Origin of the sequence: Nocardia vermiculata NBRC 100427, assembly GCF_001613265.1 — a bacterium.
GTDB lineage: Bacteria > Actinomycetota > Actinomycetes > Mycobacteriales > Mycobacteriaceae > Nocardia > Nocardia vermiculata.
On the sequence record NZ_BDCA01000010.1, the window covers coordinates 61,733 to 76,120 of the forward strand.

At 65.2% G+C, this 14,388-nt stretch carries 20 protein-coding genes and 1 pseudogene; 11 read left to right on the forward strand and 10 right to left on the reverse strand.

Annotated elements, in window-relative coordinates:
- Window positions 1-319 precede the first annotated feature (319 nt).
- Together NV2_RS13345 and NV2_RS13350 are read left to right on the forward strand one after the other, a co-directional pair.
- Entirely contained in the window at window positions 320-652 is a 333-nt protein-coding gene (locus tag NV2_RS13345) for a hypothetical protein (RefSeq protein WP_067872803.1), read from the forward strand.
- A gap of 186 nt (window positions 653-838) precedes the next feature.
- Window positions 839-1,174 carry a cupin domain-containing protein gene (locus tag NV2_RS13350; RefSeq protein ID WP_067873064.1) on the forward strand — a complete coding sequence of 112 codons (336 nt, stop codon included), beginning with the start codon at window positions 839-841 and terminating at the stop codon, window positions 1,172-1,174.
- A gap of 9 nt (window positions 1,175-1,183) precedes the next feature.
- Here NV2_RS13350 and NV2_RS13355 read toward each other — a convergent pair whose 3' ends face one another.
- From NV2_RS13355 to NV2_RS13365, 3 genes are all read right to left on the reverse strand, one after another.
- The gene (locus tag NV2_RS13355; RefSeq protein ID WP_067872805.1) at window positions 1,184-1,528 is read right to left on the reverse strand and encodes a DUF1330 domain-containing protein; all 345 of its coding nucleotides are present in this window, start codon (window positions 1,526-1,528) and stop codon (window positions 1,184-1,186) included.
- A 31-nt stretch (window positions 1,529-1,559) separates the two neighbouring features.
- Complete coding sequence (locus NV2_RS13360) at window positions 1,560-1,928, reverse strand: nuclear transport factor 2 family protein (RefSeq protein ID WP_067872808.1); 369 nt, start codon at window positions 1,926-1,928, stop codon at window positions 1,560-1,562.
- An 87-nt stretch (window positions 1,929-2,015) separates the two neighbouring features.
- Window positions 2,016-2,591, reverse strand: coding sequence for a dihydrofolate reductase family protein (locus NV2_RS13365; protein ID WP_067873067.1), 576 nt, complete (start codon window positions 2,589-2,591; stop codon window positions 2,016-2,018).
- Between the two features lie 522 nt (window positions 2,592-3,113).
- On the opposite strand from NV2_RS13365, the gene NV2_RS13370 reads away from it, so the two are divergent.
- Complete coding sequence (locus NV2_RS13370) at window positions 3,114-4,268, forward strand: helix-turn-helix domain-containing protein (RefSeq protein ID WP_067873071.1); 1,155 nt, start codon at window positions 3,114-3,116, stop codon at window positions 4,266-4,268.
- A 142-nt stretch (window positions 4,269-4,410) separates the two neighbouring features.
- On the opposite strand, the gene NV2_RS13375 is transcribed toward NV2_RS13370, so the two are convergent.
- The 3 genes from NV2_RS13375 to NV2_RS13385 are packed head-to-tail and all read right to left on the reverse strand — an operon-like array spanning window position 4,411 to window position 5,503.
- A complete protein-coding gene (locus NV2_RS13375) occupies window positions 4,411-4,803 on the reverse strand; it encodes a type II toxin-antitoxin system VapC family toxin (protein WP_067872811.1) in 393 nt (130 codons plus the stop codon).
- A complete protein-coding gene (locus tag NV2_RS13380) occupies window positions 4,800-5,090 on the reverse strand; it encodes a hypothetical protein (RefSeq protein ID WP_067872815.1) in 291 nt (96 codons plus the stop codon). Before NV2_RS13380 ends, NV2_RS13375 begins: the two co-directional genes overlap by 4 nt.
- Window positions 5,091-5,134: 44 nt before the next feature.
- Entirely contained in the window at window positions 5,135-5,503 is a 369-nt protein-coding gene (locus NV2_RS13385) for a VOC family protein (protein WP_067872818.1), read from the reverse strand.
- A gap of 225 nt (window positions 5,504-5,728) precedes the next feature.
- Here NV2_RS13385 and NV2_RS13390 point away from each other — a divergent pair, with 225 nt between their 5' ends.
- Window positions 5,729-6,475 carry a DsbA family protein gene (locus NV2_RS13390; RefSeq protein WP_084474563.1) on the forward strand — a complete coding sequence of 249 codons (747 nt, stop codon included), beginning with the start codon at window positions 5,729-5,731 and terminating at the stop codon, window positions 6,473-6,475.
- A 14-nt stretch (window positions 6,476-6,489) separates the two neighbouring features.
- Here NV2_RS13390 and NV2_RS13395 read toward each other — a convergent pair whose 3' ends face one another.
- Entirely contained in the window at window positions 6,490-7,173 is a 684-nt protein-coding gene (locus tag NV2_RS13395) for a winged helix-turn-helix transcriptional regulator (RefSeq protein ID WP_067872821.1), read from the reverse strand.
- A 145-nt stretch (window positions 7,174-7,318) separates the two neighbouring features.
- Here NV2_RS13395 and NV2_RS13400 point away from each other — a divergent pair, with 145 nt between their 5' ends.
- The gene (locus NV2_RS13400) at window positions 7,319-7,732 is read left to right on the forward strand and encodes a hypothetical protein (RefSeq protein ID WP_245662583.1); all 414 of its coding nucleotides are present in this window, start codon (window positions 7,319-7,321) and stop codon (window positions 7,730-7,732) included.
- A gap of 72 nt (window positions 7,733-7,804) precedes the next feature.
- Window positions 7,805-8,746, forward strand: a complete 942-nt coding sequence (locus tag NV2_RS13405) for an ADP-ribosylglycohydrolase family protein (protein WP_067872825.1) — start codon at window positions 7,805-7,807, stop codon at window positions 8,744-8,746.
- Window positions 8,747-8,767: 21 nt separating this feature from the next.
- On the opposite strand, the gene NV2_RS32680 is transcribed toward NV2_RS13405, so the two are convergent.
- Window positions 8,768-9,349: a TetR/AcrR family transcriptional regulator gene (locus NV2_RS32680; RefSeq protein ID WP_067872828.1), complete on the reverse strand. Its 582-nt coding sequence runs from the start codon at window positions 9,347-9,349 to the stop codon at window positions 8,768-8,770.
- A gap of 100 nt (window positions 9,350-9,449) precedes the next feature.
- Here NV2_RS32680 and NV2_RS13415 point away from each other — a divergent pair, with 100 nt between their 5' ends.
- From NV2_RS13415 to NV2_RS13425, 5 genes and pseudogenes are all read left to right on the forward strand, one after another.
- Window positions 9,450-9,680: a putative antibiotic biosynthesis monooxygenase gene (locus NV2_RS13415; protein ID WP_067872831.1), complete on the forward strand. Its 231-nt coding sequence runs from the start codon at window positions 9,450-9,452 to the stop codon at window positions 9,678-9,680.
- 100 nt (window positions 9,681-9,780) lie between these two features.
- On the forward strand, window positions 9,781-10,740 hold the full coding sequence (locus NV2_RS13420; RefSeq protein ID WP_281198538.1) for a cytochrome P450: 960 nt from the start codon (window positions 9,781-9,783) through the stop codon (window positions 10,738-10,740).
- Window positions 10,632-10,853: pseudogene (locus tag NV2_RS32685) on the forward strand (cytochrome P450); the annotation flags it as partial. The gene NV2_RS13420 and the pseudogene NV2_RS32685, both read left to right, overlap by 109 nt.
- Window positions 10,854-10,865: 12 nt before the next feature.
- Window positions 10,866-11,003, forward strand: coding sequence for a cytochrome P450 (locus tag NV2_RS32240; RefSeq protein WP_245662594.1), 138 nt, complete (start codon window positions 10,866-10,868; stop codon window positions 11,001-11,003).
- 234 nt (window positions 11,004-11,237) lie between these two features.
- The gene (locus tag NV2_RS13425) at window positions 11,238-12,173 is read left to right on the forward strand and encodes an MHYT domain-containing protein (RefSeq protein WP_245662584.1); all 936 of its coding nucleotides are present in this window, start codon (window positions 11,238-11,240) and stop codon (window positions 12,171-12,173) included.
- On the opposite strand, the gene NV2_RS13430 is transcribed toward NV2_RS13425, so the two are convergent.
- Both NV2_RS13430 and NV2_RS13435 read right to left on the reverse strand, forming a co-directional pair.
- Window positions 12,151-12,729, reverse strand: coding sequence for a C40 family peptidase (locus NV2_RS13430; protein ID WP_245662585.1), 579 nt, complete (start codon window positions 12,727-12,729; stop codon window positions 12,151-12,153). The genes NV2_RS13425 and NV2_RS13430 overlap by 23 nt on opposite strands.
- 189 nt (window positions 12,730-12,918) lie before the next feature.
- Window positions 12,919-14,361, reverse strand: coding sequence for an amino acid permease (locus tag NV2_RS13435; protein WP_067872834.1), 1,443 nt, complete (start codon window positions 14,359-14,361; stop codon window positions 12,919-12,921).
- Window positions 14,362-14,388 lie beyond the last annotated feature (27 nt).

Sequence of the window (14,388 nt, forward strand, 5' to 3'; positions counted from 1 at the left end):
GGAGGTTGCACTCCCCTGTTTCCGCTGTGTATCGGCATCATTGTCACCTCCACAGCCGGTAAGCGCGAGCACGACGACAAGTAGTCCAGTCCGCACCCGACGGCCGTTCACCCTCCGCCAAGTTCGGTAACGACAGCGGCCAGTAACCATGGCCTTGAATACTAAAGCTCAACAACGAGATTCAGCAGCAAATTCGCCGCGATGCCGAATCGGCGGCGGTGCCGAACGGGACGAAAAGTGAAAAATTCGTTGTTAACACTCTGGTGCGCTCCCACGATTCTGATTCGCCAACACAACAGAACAAGCGAGGAGAACCTTCGTGAGAATCGCCCGTTTCGCCTTCACTGCCGTCTCGGCGGTCGCCCTGGCCGGTTTCGGTGCCGGTATCGCCCAGGCCGTTCCGGTCGCCGGAGCCATCGATGACGCTCCCGCCACCGGCACCGGCAGCGCGGAATTGCTGCCCGGTCTGCTCGAGGCCCTGGCCAGCGGTAGCGCGTCCGCCGGCACACCTGGCGACGCCGCATCCACCGCCGTCGATATCGACGGCGAAACCCCCACCCCCGGCACCGGCAGCGCCGATCTGCTGCCCACCCTGCTGGAGGGGCTGCTGAGTGGTAGCGCCGGCACCGCCCCGGCGACACCGGCCGCCTGATCATCGGCGTAGCGAAAAACTGTCCCTCTCATCCGGTTTCGACCGGGTGAGAGGGACGACGGTTCACTCGTTGGTGCGCTGAGCCGCAGGTGATCCCCCCGGGGCCAGGGCTGAATGCCTGCTCGTCCAGGTCCACGGCCGGCACCCTGGCGCCCGGCCCCACCGAGCGAGTGAGATCTTGTGTTGATGAGCACTCCGGAGCAGGTACAGCCCGAGCAGAGCCTGGCGGTGACGGTCGACGATATGCCGGTGGATCAGCTGGAGCCCGGAGTGCAGGTCCGCACGCTGCCCGGTATGCCGGGGATCAGGACCTGGGTCATCGACCTCGAACCCGGTGCCGAATGGCCGGAACTCGACGTGCACGACGGTTACGGCGAGGCGTACTTCATCGTGCACGGCGAGATCATCGAGGGCTCGACCACGTACGGACCCGGCACCTACATCGCCTTCGGCCCGGCAACGAGTCACCGGCCTCGCAGCGAAACCGGTGCTCGCGTCTTCGGGTTCAATTACGATGCCTGACAACCGGATTCAGCCGGGGAGTGCGGCACGCATGGCCGCGGCGGTGACGGTCGCGTCGTAATCCTCGGCGACTCCCGCGACCAGCACGATGTCGCCGTCGATGTGGCGCGAGCGCAACGGTGCGATCTCCCGGTACGCGGGCGAGTCCCACCAGGCTCGCGCCTGCTCGATGTCCGGAAATTCGATCACCACGACGGCGCCGTCCCAGCTGCCCTCCTTCACCTCGTGCGGGGTGACATGCACCAGGAAGCGACCGCCGTACGGTGCGAAGGTGCCGGGAATACGTTCGATGTATTCGGCGACGTCCGGGTGCGGACTCGAGTTGTGCAGATTTGCGATGGCGTAGGCGGTCATGACTGCTCCTGATTCGTGGTGATCGAGGTGTTCAGGCGCCGGCGGGCACCTTGTCCAGGAAGCCGAGTACCTGGGTGATTCGGCCGTCGTCGCCGATGACCGCGACGTCGAAGCCGACGATCAGCGGTTCGGCGCCTTCGGGCCCGAGGTTCCAGGTGAACCGCGCGATGTCGTGGTGCGCGTCGACCACACCGCCCAGGCTGAACACCAGCCCGCCGAACTGCTCCTGTACGCCTGCGATGGCGGCGTCGAGCTCGGCGTGACCACGCACCGCGACCAGTGGGTCGGTATAGGTCGCGTCGGCGGCGAAAACCTCGGCCAGCACGGCCTTCCGCTGCTCGGCATCGGTCTCGTTCCAGGCGGCAAGGTAGCGCTGGACCAGCTCGTTGATGTCACTCATGACCGTCTCCTCGGTGCTCGTGTGTGCGTGGTGAACACCAAGTTATGCAGTCGCCGGCGCCGAGGAATCTGTCACGCTTAGGTACTTTCAGTGGACGACGTCGTACACGAGTTTCGTCACTCCGTTGGAATAGCTCGCGGACTCCCGCAGCCGCAGTGTCTGCTTGTCCCTGTCGGCCCGGCTGAACACGCTCTTCCCCGCTCCCAGCAGCACCGGAAACACCAACAGGTTGTATCGGTCGATCAGGTTCGCCTCCGACAAGCCGCGAGCCAGCTCGGCGCTGCCGTGGATGTAGATGGCGCCGCCCTCGGTCTGCTTCAGCTGCGCGACCTCGTCCGCCGAGCGCAGGATGGTGAGCGGCCCCCACCCGTCGATCAACATGTCGTCGGTCAAGCTGGAGGAGACCACGAACTTGGGCAGATCCTTGTACGCGGCGTGGTCGGCCGAATCACGCCAGATCGGTGCGAACGCCTCATAACTGCGGCGCCCGAACAGCAACGCACTCGTATCCGCGAGCTCCTCCCCCTTCAGCGAGAACGCCTCGGGCACGAATTCGGTGTCCATCACCCAGCCTCCGCTGCGGTGCCCCTCCACTGTCCCGCCGGGCGAGTCGACCACCCCGTCCAACGACATGAAGCCGGTATACACGAGTTCGCGCGCCATCAAATCCTCCTGACATCCCATTCCGCTCGGTGCGGACTGTCGACGTCCATGATGACGGGGTGGATGTCCGAATTTAATCGGTCGGCCACACGATCACGGCCACGAGCACCACCAGCGGCAGACCGACGACGACCAACCAGCCCACGAGCACCCACCCACCGCTCATGACAGCTCCGCGCCGTCGACCCCGGACGTATTCGGCGACGGCAATACCGACGGGGCAGTGAAGTAGCGGTCCCGCACCAGATCCGAATCTCCCATCGGCACCGGCCATCCGTCGTCCCCCACCAACTCCCATCCCGGAATTGGAGATACCGCCCGCCCTGTCCACAGTCGTCCACAGCCCGTCCCCTCTCGCCCGTCGTCATCGACAAGCACCCGCCGCCGAGGACTACCGGAACCGCGGCATCAACCCGGCGACGAGGCCGAAAACGACGTTAAGCGCGCGGAATCGGGTGCGGCAGCATCTTGTTGTCCACAACCGTCTACAACTGCGCGCGCCGCACGGATACCGTGGAGGACATGAACACCGACGACGAGATCGTCACAGGTGAGCGGCTTCGTGCGGCACGGGAAGCTGCGGGCATCAGCCTGTCCGCGATGGCCGCACTCACGCATTACAGCAAACCGCTACTCGGAATGTTGGAGACCGGGCAACGCCGGATCGGGCCCGATCATGTGCGTGCATACGCCGACACCTTGGGAATAGGGTCGACGCTGTTCAACGAACCGGAGGACGGTGCACAGGCAGCAGCGGAGTGGATTGCGCGGGCTGCAGCATCGGATATCGGTGGCGGCACCCTCGACCACCTGGAATCGGCTGTCGACGACCTGGCAGCGAGCTATCCGACGACACCACCTCGCGAACTGCTGGAACGCATCCGACGGAATCTCGGCTATGCCGGGCGCCTCATGGACAGCCGCAAGACCCTGACCCAGCATCGCCGCCTACTGGTCTCTGTCGGCTGGCTCTCCCTGCTCGCGAGTACGTGCCACATCGATCTGGGCGAGGCCACCGCCTCAGCCGCGCGAGGACATCTGGCATGGAAGCTCGCGGACGAAGCCCAGCACCCCGAGATTGCGGCCTGGTGCCTGGAAACACGGGCATGGCAACGGCTTACGGACGGCGCATTCACGGAAGCGGCCGAACTGTCCCGCGCCGCGCAGACCGTCGCTCCTGCCGACAGCTCGGCATTCATCCAGGCCACCGCTCAAGAAGGCCGCGCGCTGGCCCGACTCGGAGACAGCACAGGCACCTACGACGCTCTGCGCCGCGTGGCACGACTCGCCTCCGGCCTGAACGTCCCGGATCGTCCGGAGCACCATTTCCGTTTCGACCCAGCCAAATCCGATGCGTACGTGGCAACCACGTTGTCCTGGCTCGGTGATCCCGCAGCCGAGTCCTACGCCCGGCACGTCCTCGCTGACCTGGAAGCTGCGCAATTGGTGCGGCCACGCCGGATCGCTTCGGCGAACCTGGATTTGGGCCTGACTCTCGTGGCGGCCGGAAAACCGGACGAAGCCGCGAGTACAGCCGTAACTGCAGTGCTCTCCGGAAGGCTGGTCCCGTCGAACTATTGGCGAGTGTCCGAGGTTGTTTCGGGAATCGAGAGCCAGGCACCGTCGGACGCCGCCACCGTTCGCGAAGCGTTCCGCGACACCTATTCGGTCGGGTGAACCCAGGTGACGGGACGCACCTGCCGCACACTGCGGGCCCACGAAGACCGACCGCGATACCGGCTCCGACCGGATGGATCGGCGCGCGCGAGACGTCGAACGCCTGTTGGAGCGTGGAGCGGGACGCTAGCGGAACCAACGGTCAGCCGGATACGCCGACAACTTCCACCCCATGAATCCTGGCTGCCTTCTGCATCCCGTCGTCCAGAGTCATCAACGGGTACGCAAGCCGCTGGGCCAACGCGATATATCCCGCATCCGCATAAGTGGCGTTGTCCACCAACGCAACAGCTGCGACCGAGTCGACCGGTTCACGGATTCGCTCAACAGGATGGGTGCTGAATGCAGCGATCAATTCGCGAGCCTGCTCGAATTCCAGTTCACCGCGGCGGGCTAGGCGGATGAGCGCCGACCCCACCTCGAAATCGACGTGTGGTGGGGAAACGCATCCCGCGATTCGAATGCGGTCGGCATATCCGGTCGGCAGCACCCCGCGTAGCAGGTCCACCCACACTGACGCATCGACAACGATCATTCGCTGTCCCGGTCGTAATCATCGCGGACCTCACGAACAACCTCGGCACCTGATACCGCCGACCGACCGGCGAGCCCCAATCGCTGCTGAGTCTGCTGCAACTTCTCGTCCCAGGTGGCGATAGCCCGACGCTGCAACTCTCGCCGCACATCAGCAGCCATCAGATCACGCAGGTACGCCGATACCGATTTGTGTTCAGCACTGGCCTTCTCCGCGATCACCGCCGCTACCTCGTCCGGAACGTCTCGCACCTGAACCGTCGCCATCACGCCCTCCTTCTGCAGCATTACATGCAAGCATACATGCAGAAGGATTCATGCAGTCATACCTGCTAGCCCCAGTTGGCTGCGCGGGTGAGGCAGAAGGGGTGGCCGCTCGGGTCGAGCAGCACCCGCCATGTGTCGCCCGGCTGGAACTCCGGCAACGTCGCGCCCAGTTCGACCAGTTCTTTGCTGGCGAGCTCGATATCCTCGACCGCCAAATCCAGGTGGAACTGCTTGGTGCCGTTCTCGTTCGGCCAGGTGGGTGGCTGGTAATCCGGGGTGGTGCCGAATCCGAGCGCATGGTCCGGACCGGTGAGCATGGCGTACTCGTCCTGCACATGCGCAATGTCCCACCCCAGCGCCGCCGCCCAGAACTCCGCGTCACGCCGCGCATCGGCACTGTCCAGGGTGACCATCTTCAAGGTGGCAATTGCCATGAGTCTTCTTCCTCTCCGCAATGAATCGACTGTGCGTTCACTCTGCACCACAGCCGATCACATGCGATTGCAAAAACACGACACCAAAAGTGACCATTGGACTCGCCTCAGCCGGACCCCCGACTCGGCCACGCGCCCGGGTCGACCGCCTGCACCCGCCGGTCTCGCGCTCCGCACCTCCGGTACATAAGCTGACCCCGGCATATCCATCGAAGGGGAACCCGAATGACCATGTATCCCGGCGGCGAGCCGCAACCACCTGCATCGACTCCGAATCGCAGGTACCTCACGGTGCTGGTGCCGGTCGTGGTGGTGCTGGCGCTCGTGGTGGCGACGGGGATCGGACTGGTCGCGCGTAACGCCTTGGCCTCGGAGATTCCGGGGACTGCCACCCCTGCCACCGGCGCCTCGACTGCCCGGAACGTGCTGGCGGACGGGGCGGTGCGGATCGGGGATCCCGATGCGAAGGTGACGGTTCGGGTGGTCATGGATCTGCAGTGCCCGGCCTGCAAGATGTTCGAGGCGGCCAACGGGTCGGTGCTCGAGGGAGCGGTCGAGGACGGTACCGCCGCGGTCGAATATCAGGTCATCACCTTTCTCGACGCGGCGAGCAGCACGCATTACTCCTCGCGGGCCGGTAATGCGTCGTTCTGTGTCGCGAACTCGGGTACGGAGAATTACCAGTCGTGGCTGGCGGACATGTTCACCGGACAACCGTCCGAGGGCGGCGCCGGCCTGACCGACGACGAGCTGATCAGTATCGCGAAATCAGCCGGATACACCGATGATGCGGTGGCGCAGTGCATTACCGATCGCACATATGACAGCCTGCTGCGTACGAAGACCGAGGAAGCACTCGCCGGTGGTGTGAACTCCACTCCCACCGTCACGGTGAACGGCAAGCAGATCACCTCCAGCGCGGAACTGATGATGCCGGGCGGGCTCGCACCGGCAATCAAGGCAGCGGGCTGAGCGACACGGCATCCTCACTCCGACGGAACGCCGGCGAGATCGAGCCGGCTCAGCGCGCCGTCCAGCAGCACCAGCAGTGCCTGGAGCGCTTCCGGATCTCCATCGACCTCGAGCCGGTTCTCCGCGGCCGCGGCGGCAATGGTGAGCCGCCCGCCTGCGATGGCGGCGACGGTCGCGGCGTCGGTGCGCAGCGTCGCGTCGGCGGGGCCGGCACCTGCGATCACTTCGGCGCGGCCGTCGGAGATCCGGAGCCTGGCAACACTGTCGTCGATGTGGAATTCGTAGGTGGCGTCTGTATTCAGCTGTTGCGGGTCGAGTAGGTCGGCGAGGAAGACCAGCGACCATTCGGCGCGGTACCCCTGCTCCGGGCGGCGCTGTTCACGCAGGAAATGCCGGGCTCCCCACAGCGCCAACGGCATCAGGGCGCGACCGAGTTCGCGGCCGGTGCCGGTGAGTTCGTAGGCGACCGCGGAGACCGGAGGATTCAGGAGGGTGCGGCGCACGAGTCCGTCGGCCTCGAGCTGCTTGACGCGAGCGGCGAGCAGGCTGGTGCCGATGCCGTCGAGTGCACCGGCGAGATCGGAGTACCGCTTCGGCCCCGACATCAGCTCACGCACCATCAGTAGCGTCCAGCGCTCGCCCACCACATCCATCGCCTGTGCGAGGCCGCAGTACTGGTCATAGGAACGTCGCGCCATATCGAGCACCCTACCAATCTGGACATTTTTAGAATCCAACTTCTATATCAGGTAGCTGACTTCATTTATTTATGTTAGCGTCGCATGCAGGTCAGAGCTGTTGTGACCAGTATGTTTGCCCAGGTTTCAGGGATCAGGAGCACTCATGGACGCCATGGCCACCGTTGCCGACAACAAGGCCGCAGTCGCCCCCGCGAGGGGCGGTCTCGATCCACTCGAACTCCTCGCGGCCGGGCGCATCGCACTCGCCGTCGCCTCGCTGACCGTCCCGAGGCATTTCGCCAAGGCACTCGGCGTCGCGCCCTCCCCTGAACTCACCTATATGACAAGGATTTACGGCGGCCGAGCCCTCGCCATGGGCGTCGGTTACCTCACCGGAGGCGCGGCAGAACGCCGCAAATGGCGGCAACTGTCCCTGTTCGTAGACTCCAGCGACACCCTCGCGGGTGCGGTCCGTGTCGCCCGCCGGGATCTGCCACTACGCGCCGGGCTGGCGATGACCATCCTCACCGGCTCCTATGCCGCGGTCGGGGCCTACAGGATCGCCAGAGAACGCTGATTCGGCTACCGACCTGGGCCGCCACCTCACTCGACGTCGGGTTCCCTTTCAGCGCCGATACGATTATCGGCGATGCATATCGACTTGATGCTCGACTCACTCGCCGGTCTGTCGGTGGGAGATGCGCTGGGGCAAGAATTTCCGGTACTGGGCCGATCGGTCCCCGAACTGCTGGCAGGACAGCTCCCGCAGCGGCAGTTGCGCTGGACCGACGACACCGAGATGGCGTGCAGCGTGGTCGACGAACTCGGCCGGCACGGCGAGGTCGATTCCGATCGTCTGGCCACCGCCTTCGCCGAGCGATTCGATCTGAGCCGCGATTACGGATTCGGTGCGACCGAGACCTTGCAGCGGATCCGGGCGGGTGCGCGGTGGCGGGATGCGGCGGGGTCCTCGTTCGGCAGTGAAGGGTCGTGTGGGAACGGCGGCGCGATGCGGGTCGCGCCGCTGGGCGCGTTCCATGCGGGCGACCCGGAAAAGATTGTCGCCGCGGCAGTTCGGTCGGCGCAGGTTACCCATATGCATTCCGAGGGGATTGCCGGTGCGGTGGCGGTCGCACTGGCGGCGGGCACGGCCGCACAGGCGCGGGCGACCGGAAATCCGCCCGCTCCAGACGAATTCATCAATGCGGTCCTGGCCCATCTCGCCGACGGCGACACCAGCAGGCGCATCGCGCACGCCCGAACACTGCTCGGCGCACCTCTCGAGGTCGCGGTGAGTCAACTCGGCAACGGTTCCCGCGTCACCGCTCAGGACACCGTTCCGCTGACGATCTGGATCGCGGCCACCCACCTGGCCGACTACCCCGCCGCCGTCACCACATGCCTGGCCGCGGACGGCGATATCGACACCACGGGCGCGATCGTCGGCGGAATCGTCGCCTCCTATACCGGGCAGGCCGGAATTCCGGCTGCGTGGCTCTCGGCACGGGAACCGTTGCCACACTGGTTCGTGCCGACCTTCGGGCGCCCGCGCCCGGGACTGCTGCGTCGCTGGCTCCCCGGAAGGTCATGAGCGACGGCGGCATCTGCCTGCTCAACCAGCCTCCACCGCTGCCGCGACCATCCGCCCGATCGCCGCACGACGCTCCCCCCTGCGCTCCGTATCGGGTTCGGCTTCTCCGGTGATCAGCCGGTCCAGTGTGGTGAGCCCGTGCCAGCTGTAGCAGAGCGACAGGATGGTCAGAAGTAGTTCGCGCGCAGCGGCTTCGGACAGCTGCGGGGCAGCGCGGCGGATATCGGCGATCTTGCCGGTCATGCTGTCGCGGCGTGCCGCCTCGGCGACCGGTGTGCCGAGTTCCAGACCCTCCCAGAAAAGCAGGCGGGCGAGGGCCGGGTGGGCGCAGATGTGGTCGAAGAAGCGCTGGGCGTAGTCCGCGACGGCTGCGGCGCCGTGGCCTTCGAGATGGACCGCATCGCCCAGTTCGTTGATCTCGTGGTTGACAACCTCGGTGAACAGCTGGTCCTTGGCGCCGAAGTATTTGTAGATGCGTTCCTTGTTGACGCCGGCGGCCGCGGCGATGCGGTCCACACGAGCTCCGGCGAGGCCGCGTTCACCGAATTCGGTGGTGGCCGCCTCGAGTAGCAGGCGTTTGGTGCGCTCGGTGTCCCAGGCCATGGCACGACTCTAACAAAATTCCAACCAAACAGTTGCAGACTGCCCAGCGATGGTGTCTACTGTCATCTACAACCATTTAGTTGGATATTTAGGAGTACCAATGACCAGCACATTCACCCCCGCACCGTCGGTTCACCTGCGCGCTGTTCTCACCTGGCTGGCGATCTTCCCGATGGTGGCCCTGGGAATGACAGCGATGGCACCGTTCACGGCAGGCTGGCCGGTGCCGCTGCGGGCGCTCGTCCTCACCGCGGTCGTGGTGCCATGTGCCGTATATGTGGTGGTTCCGAGAATGCTCGGGGCATATGTCCGTATGCGCAGCGGAAAGTAGTTCGAGGCAACCAGGATTCGGTACGTTGGATGTGGTCACGTGGAAACTGCGCTGACGCCGTGGGGAGCGTCCACCGGGACGCGGGTAGCAGGGAGACAGCATGGCCGAGACCGGAATATCCACACCAGTCGAGCTGATCGGCTCGGATTTTCACGACGATCCACACCGGTACTACGACCGCTGGCGCGAGCGCGGCCCGGTCCATCGGGTCAAGTTCGACAATCCAGACGCGGTCCCGACCTGGGTCGTCATAGGCCACGCGGAAGCACGTGCGGCAATGGCGGATCCACGCTTGCGCAAGAACGCACTGGATGCGACGGAACTGTTCCACCGCAAAGGCGTTTGGAATCATCTCGCCACCGACGCCCAGTCGTTGAACCAGCACATGCTCAACGCCGATCCGCCCGACCACACCCGGCTGCGCAAGCTGGTGAACAAAGCCTTCACCACTCGGCGAGTAGCGGCTTTGCGCCCGCACATCGAAGAGATCACTGCGGGCCTGCTCGACGACATGGCCGGCCACAGTGAAGTCGACCTCCTGCAGGCCTTGGCGAATCCGTTGCCCGTCACCATCATCTGCGAACTGCTCGGCGTGCCCTTCTCCGACCGCGAGGCCTTTCAAGCCTGGACGAAGGTTCTGGTCGGCGCCGCGACCAATCGCAATCACGGGCAGGCTTCCCGCGAGATGCATGACTACTTGGCCGAACTGATCGCGGACAAGAAGAGCCACCCCGGAGACGACCTGCTGTCGAGCCTGGCCTCCCAGCACGACGACGGTGATCGGCTCACCGACCCGGAATTGGTGGCGATGGCCTTTCTCCTACTGGTCGCCGGCCACGAGACCACGGTCAACCTGATCGGAAACGGCACCCATGCCCTGCTCCGGAACCGGTCCCAGTTCGAGGCGTTGCGCGCCGATCCGGACGGGTTCCCACGGCGATCGAGGAGTTCCTGCGTTTCGACGGCCCGGTCGGCTGGGCCACGCTTCGATTCACCGGTGAACCCGTCACCATCGCCGGAATCGATATCCCCGAAGGGGAATTCGTCTACATCGCGTTGACCGCCGCGGACCGTGACCCACTCCGCTACGCCGACGCCGGCAGACTGGATATCTCCCGGAGCACCACTGGACATGTCGCCTTCGGCCACGGCATTCATTTCTGTGTCGGCGCACCATTGGCACGAATGGAGGCGACGGTGGCATTCACCGCGCTGCTGGAACGATTCCCACATCTCGCCCTGACTCCGGGCTTCGTACCGCACCGGCAACCCAGTTTGCTGATCCGTGGCCTGACCGAGCTTCCGGTGCGCCCACACGGGTAGAAGTCCCCCGTGGCGCATCCACGCCAAATCCGGCCTCCGGCCCCGAGGGGGCCGCGTCCGCACAGCCAGCAAATGACCTGCATACAGCTTGATACGGTGTCCCACCTGCGAATCTACCGGTGAGTACGCCACCTCGGACCATGAGCACGCACCCCTGGAATGGTTTCCGACCACCACCGTTGTGCCCTATCGTTCGGTAACGAATCGATAACCCCTGAGCGCACCGGAGACATCGTGATCGAGCTAGACCATTTCAGCCACGGCTGGGTTACCCCGGTGCTGGCTTACGTGATGTCGATCATCGGATCCGTGCTGGCCTTGCGCTGCGCCACGCATGCCAGAACTTCGCGGCGACAGGGACCGTGGCTGATCGCAGCGGCCGTCTCGCTGGGCGGTGCCGGTATCTGGGTCATGCACTTCACCGCGATGCTCGGCTTCGCGATCCAGGATGTGACCATCCGCTACAACGTGCCCGTCACACTGCTCAGTGCAGCCATCGCCATCGCGGTGGTCTGGGTGGGATTGTCGATCGTGGTGCGATGGCAGCGCGAGACGATCGCTCTGCCCCTGGGCGGTCTGGTCACCGGCCTCGGCGTGGCCGCTATGCACTACCTGGGCATGCACGCGATGCACGCGGGCGCACATATCGAGTACAACGCCGCGCTGGTAGCCCTGTCACTGCTGATCGCGGTGGTTGCCGCGACCGCGGCGCTGTGGTTCGTGCTGCATGTGCGGGGGTATGTCGCCGCCACCGGTGCGGCCCTGATCATGGGTGTCGCGGTATGCGGAATGCATTACACCGGAATGGCCGCGATGAGCGCGCACCGAATGGACGCACCGCCCGAACCGAGCGGCGTCGACTCCGTCGAGTTGGTGACGCCGCTGGTACTGGTGGTCACCCTGGTCATGATCGCGCTCATCGTCCTGGTCGGGCTAGCCGAGCTGGGCAGTCCCGACAGCGAGGAATTCGATTCCAGCACGGTCGATCCCGAACTGGCCGAGAGCGGCCGGTCCTGGCCACGAGCCGCGCCGCCGGCGACCCGACGCACCGGCAACGAGGCGACCGCGCCGCCCGCATCGATACCGTCGGCAGTGAGTCTGCAGGCGATGTCGGAGCAGCAGGCGGCGGGTCGAACCCCGTCCGCGATCAGAACCGCCGAGCCCCGGTAACCGGCATCTGCGCCATGGCCGAGCGCACGACACCCTCACCACCGGTGGAGGCATGCACCACGGTGCCGTCTCCGGCATACAGCGCCGAATGGCCGCCGCCGTAGAACGACACCAGATCGCCGGGCTGCAGGGTGTCCAGCGAGACCGGGGAACCGGCCTCGAGCTGGGCATAGCTGGTGCGCGGCAGGTCTACGCCGACCTGCCGATACGACCACTGCACCAGGCCGGAGCAGTCGAAGGCGTCGGGCCCGGTGGCGCCGCCGCGATAGGCCGAACCCACTTTGGTTTCCGCGACCTCCAGGGCCCGCTCACCGATGGATTTCATGGGCTCCGGCGGCGCCGGATTCATTTGCGGAATCAGACCGGGAATTGTGAACTGTGGCGGTAACGGAATTCCCGGCACGACCGGGGCGGGTAATGGAGATTGGGCTTGCACCGGGCCGGCGGTGGCCAGCATCGTCGCCCCGATTCCTGCCGAGATCATCAACGCTGCCGCGGCCGACCTGGCCTTACGGTGCAGCGGGTGGGTACATCGACCCTCATCGGTTCCTGCCATGATGCGTTCCTCCGATTCTCGTAGCGAGAGCAGAATGTCGAACACCACGGTTGATCTGTCGATCGTTGGATCCGGGGAGCCATGATTCGCCACGAACACAGAGAAGCCAAAGACGAACACACCAATTCATATAACGAAACGATAAATTCCGGAAATACGGCAAATATCGCGGTTATCTCGAACCGATCGCTACGAGCTGGTGGACGCGGGCGGGTTCTCGGGCTCGTCGGCGCGACGGGCCAGTAGCGAGTGGCGGCGGCTGTAGCCGACGTAGACGATGCCGCCGAGCACGAACCAGACCGCGAAGCGCAACCAGGTCACCGGGTCCAGATAGGTGATCAGCCAGATCGAGAAGCCGATCCCGACCAGCGGTACCACCGGCATTCCGGGCGTCCGGAAAGCCCGCGGCAGATCGGGCCGCCGATAGCGCAGCACGATCACCGCCACGCAGACCACGATGAAGGCCAGCAGGATTCCGATGTTCGTCAGCTCGGCGGCCTCACCGATCGGCAGCAGTCCGGCGATGGCCGCGGCCGCGACTCCGACGATCCAGGTGATCCGGGTGGGCACGTTGCGCACCGGGTGGGTTTTGGCAAACCACCGGGGCAGCAGCCCATCTCGGCTCATCGAATACCAGACCCGGGTGACGCCGAGCATGAAGGTGAACAGCACCGTCATGATGCCGACGATGGCGCCGGCCGCGATCAGGCTCGCCACACCGGGCAGGCCCACCGATTCGAATGCCGAAGACAGCCCGCTGTCCGGATCGATCTCGGTGTAGTGCTGCATACCGGTGAGCACCAGACACACCAGGACGTAGAGCACCATCGAGATCACCAGCGACAGCACGATCGCCTTGGGGAGGTGACGCTTCGCGTCCACCGACTCCTCGGCCGCGGTCGACATGGCGTCGTAGCCGAAGACCGCGAAGAAGACCGTCGCGGCGCCGGTGACCGCGCCGGACATGCCGAACGGGAAGTACGGGTGGTAGTTCGCGGAGTCGACGAAGAAGAAGCCGACCACGACCACCACGACGACCACCAGGACCTTGATGCCCACCACGACGGTTTCGAACCGCGCCGCCGCGCGCATGCCCCGGTTGAGCAGGTAGGCGATGAGCAGGCACAGCAATGCCGCGAACAGGTCCACCACATGGCCGTCACCGGTGCCGGGCGCGCCCAGCATCCAGTCGGGCAGCCCGATATCCAACTGCCCCAACAGGAATTGGATGTAGCCGGAAATACTGATCGCCACCACCGCCACGATCGCGGTGTATTCCAGCAGTAGATCCCAGCCGATGAACCAGCCCACCGGCTCGCCGAGTACCGCGTAGCCGTAGGTGTAAGCGGAGCCGGAGCGCGGGATCAGCCCGGCGAATTCGGCATAGGACAGCGCGGCGGCCGCACTGGCGACCCCGGCGATCAGGAAGGAGATGAGCACGGCCGGACCGGCGGTGTCGTGGGCGACCGACCCGGCGAGCGCGAAGATCCCCGCTCCGATGATGCCGCCGACACCGATAGCGGTGAGCTGCCACAGCCCCAGCACCCGAGTGAGCTGCGTACCGGACTCGTCCTGTATCTCGTCGATTGGCTTGCGCCGGAAGACTTCTCGCAGAGCTGGACTGGTTCGCATAGGCGCTCCTCGTGCCGGTTCGGCGCT

Excerpts from the sequence above, each read along its gene's own strand:
- NV2_RS13385 (WP_067872818.1), bottom strand. The coding sequence starts at position 5,503 with ATGGCAATTGCCACCTTGAAGATGGTCACCCTGGACAGTGCCGATGCG.
- NV2_RS13365 (WP_067873067.1), bottom strand. The coding sequence starts at position 2,591 with ATGGCGCGCGAACTCGTGTATACCGGCTTCATGTCGTTGGACGGGGTG.
- NV2_RS13395 (WP_067872821.1), bottom strand. The coding sequence starts at position 7,173 with ATGGCGCGACGTTCCTATGACCAGTACTGCGGCCTCGCACAGGCGATG.
- NV2_RS13435 (WP_067872834.1), bottom strand. The coding sequence starts at position 14,361 with ATGCGAACCAGTCCAGCTCTGCGAGAAGTCTTCCGGCGCAAGCCAATC.
- NV2_RS13355 (WP_067872805.1), bottom strand. The coding sequence starts at position 1,528 with ATGACCGCCTACGCCATCGCAAATCTGCACAACTCGAGTCCGCACCCG.
- NV2_RS13430 (WP_245662585.1), bottom strand. The coding sequence starts at position 12,729 with ATGGCAGGAACCGATGAGGGTCGATGTACCCACCCGCTGCACCGTAAG.
- NV2_RS32240 (WP_245662594.1), top strand. The coding sequence starts at position 10,866 with ATGGAGGCGACGGTGGCATTCACCGCGCTGCTGGAACGATTCCCACAT.
- NV2_RS13400 (WP_245662583.1), top strand. The coding sequence starts at position 7,319 with ATGGACGCCATGGCCACCGTTGCCGACAACAAGGCCGCAGTCGCCCCC.
- NV2_RS13415 (WP_067872831.1), top strand. The coding sequence starts at position 9,450 with ATGACCAGCACATTCACCCCCGCACCGTCGGTTCACCTGCGCGCTGTT.
- NV2_RS13380 (WP_067872815.1), bottom strand. The coding sequence starts at position 5,090 with ATGCTGCAGAAGGAGGGCGTGATGGCGACGGTTCAGGTGCGAGACGTT.
- NV2_RS13370 (WP_067873071.1), top strand. The coding sequence starts at position 3,114 with ATGAACACCGACGACGAGATCGTCACAGGTGAGCGGCTTCGTGCGGCA.
- NV2_RS13350 (WP_067873064.1), top strand. The coding sequence starts at position 839 with ATGAGCACTCCGGAGCAGGTACAGCCCGAGCAGAGCCTGGCGGTGACG.
- NV2_RS13360 (WP_067872808.1), bottom strand. The coding sequence starts at position 1,928 with ATGAGTGACATCAACGAGCTGGTCCAGCGCTACCTTGCCGCCTGGAAC.
- NV2_RS32680 (WP_067872828.1), bottom strand. The coding sequence starts at position 9,349 with ATGGCCTGGGACACCGAGCGCACCAAACGCCTGCTACTCGAGGCGGCC.
- NV2_RS13390 (WP_084474563.1), top strand. The coding sequence starts at position 5,729 with ATGACCATGTATCCCGGCGGCGAGCCGCAACCACCTGCATCGACTCCG.
- NV2_RS13405 (WP_067872825.1), top strand. The coding sequence starts at position 7,805 with ATGCATATCGACTTGATGCTCGACTCACTCGCCGGTCTGTCGGTGGGA.
- NV2_RS13420 (WP_281198538.1), top strand. The coding sequence starts at position 9,781 with ATGGCCGAGACCGGAATATCCACACCAGTCGAGCTGATCGGCTCGGAT.
- NV2_RS13375 (WP_067872811.1), bottom strand. The coding sequence starts at position 4,803 with ATGATCGTTGTCGATGCGTCAGTGTGGGTGGACCTGCTACGCGGGGTG.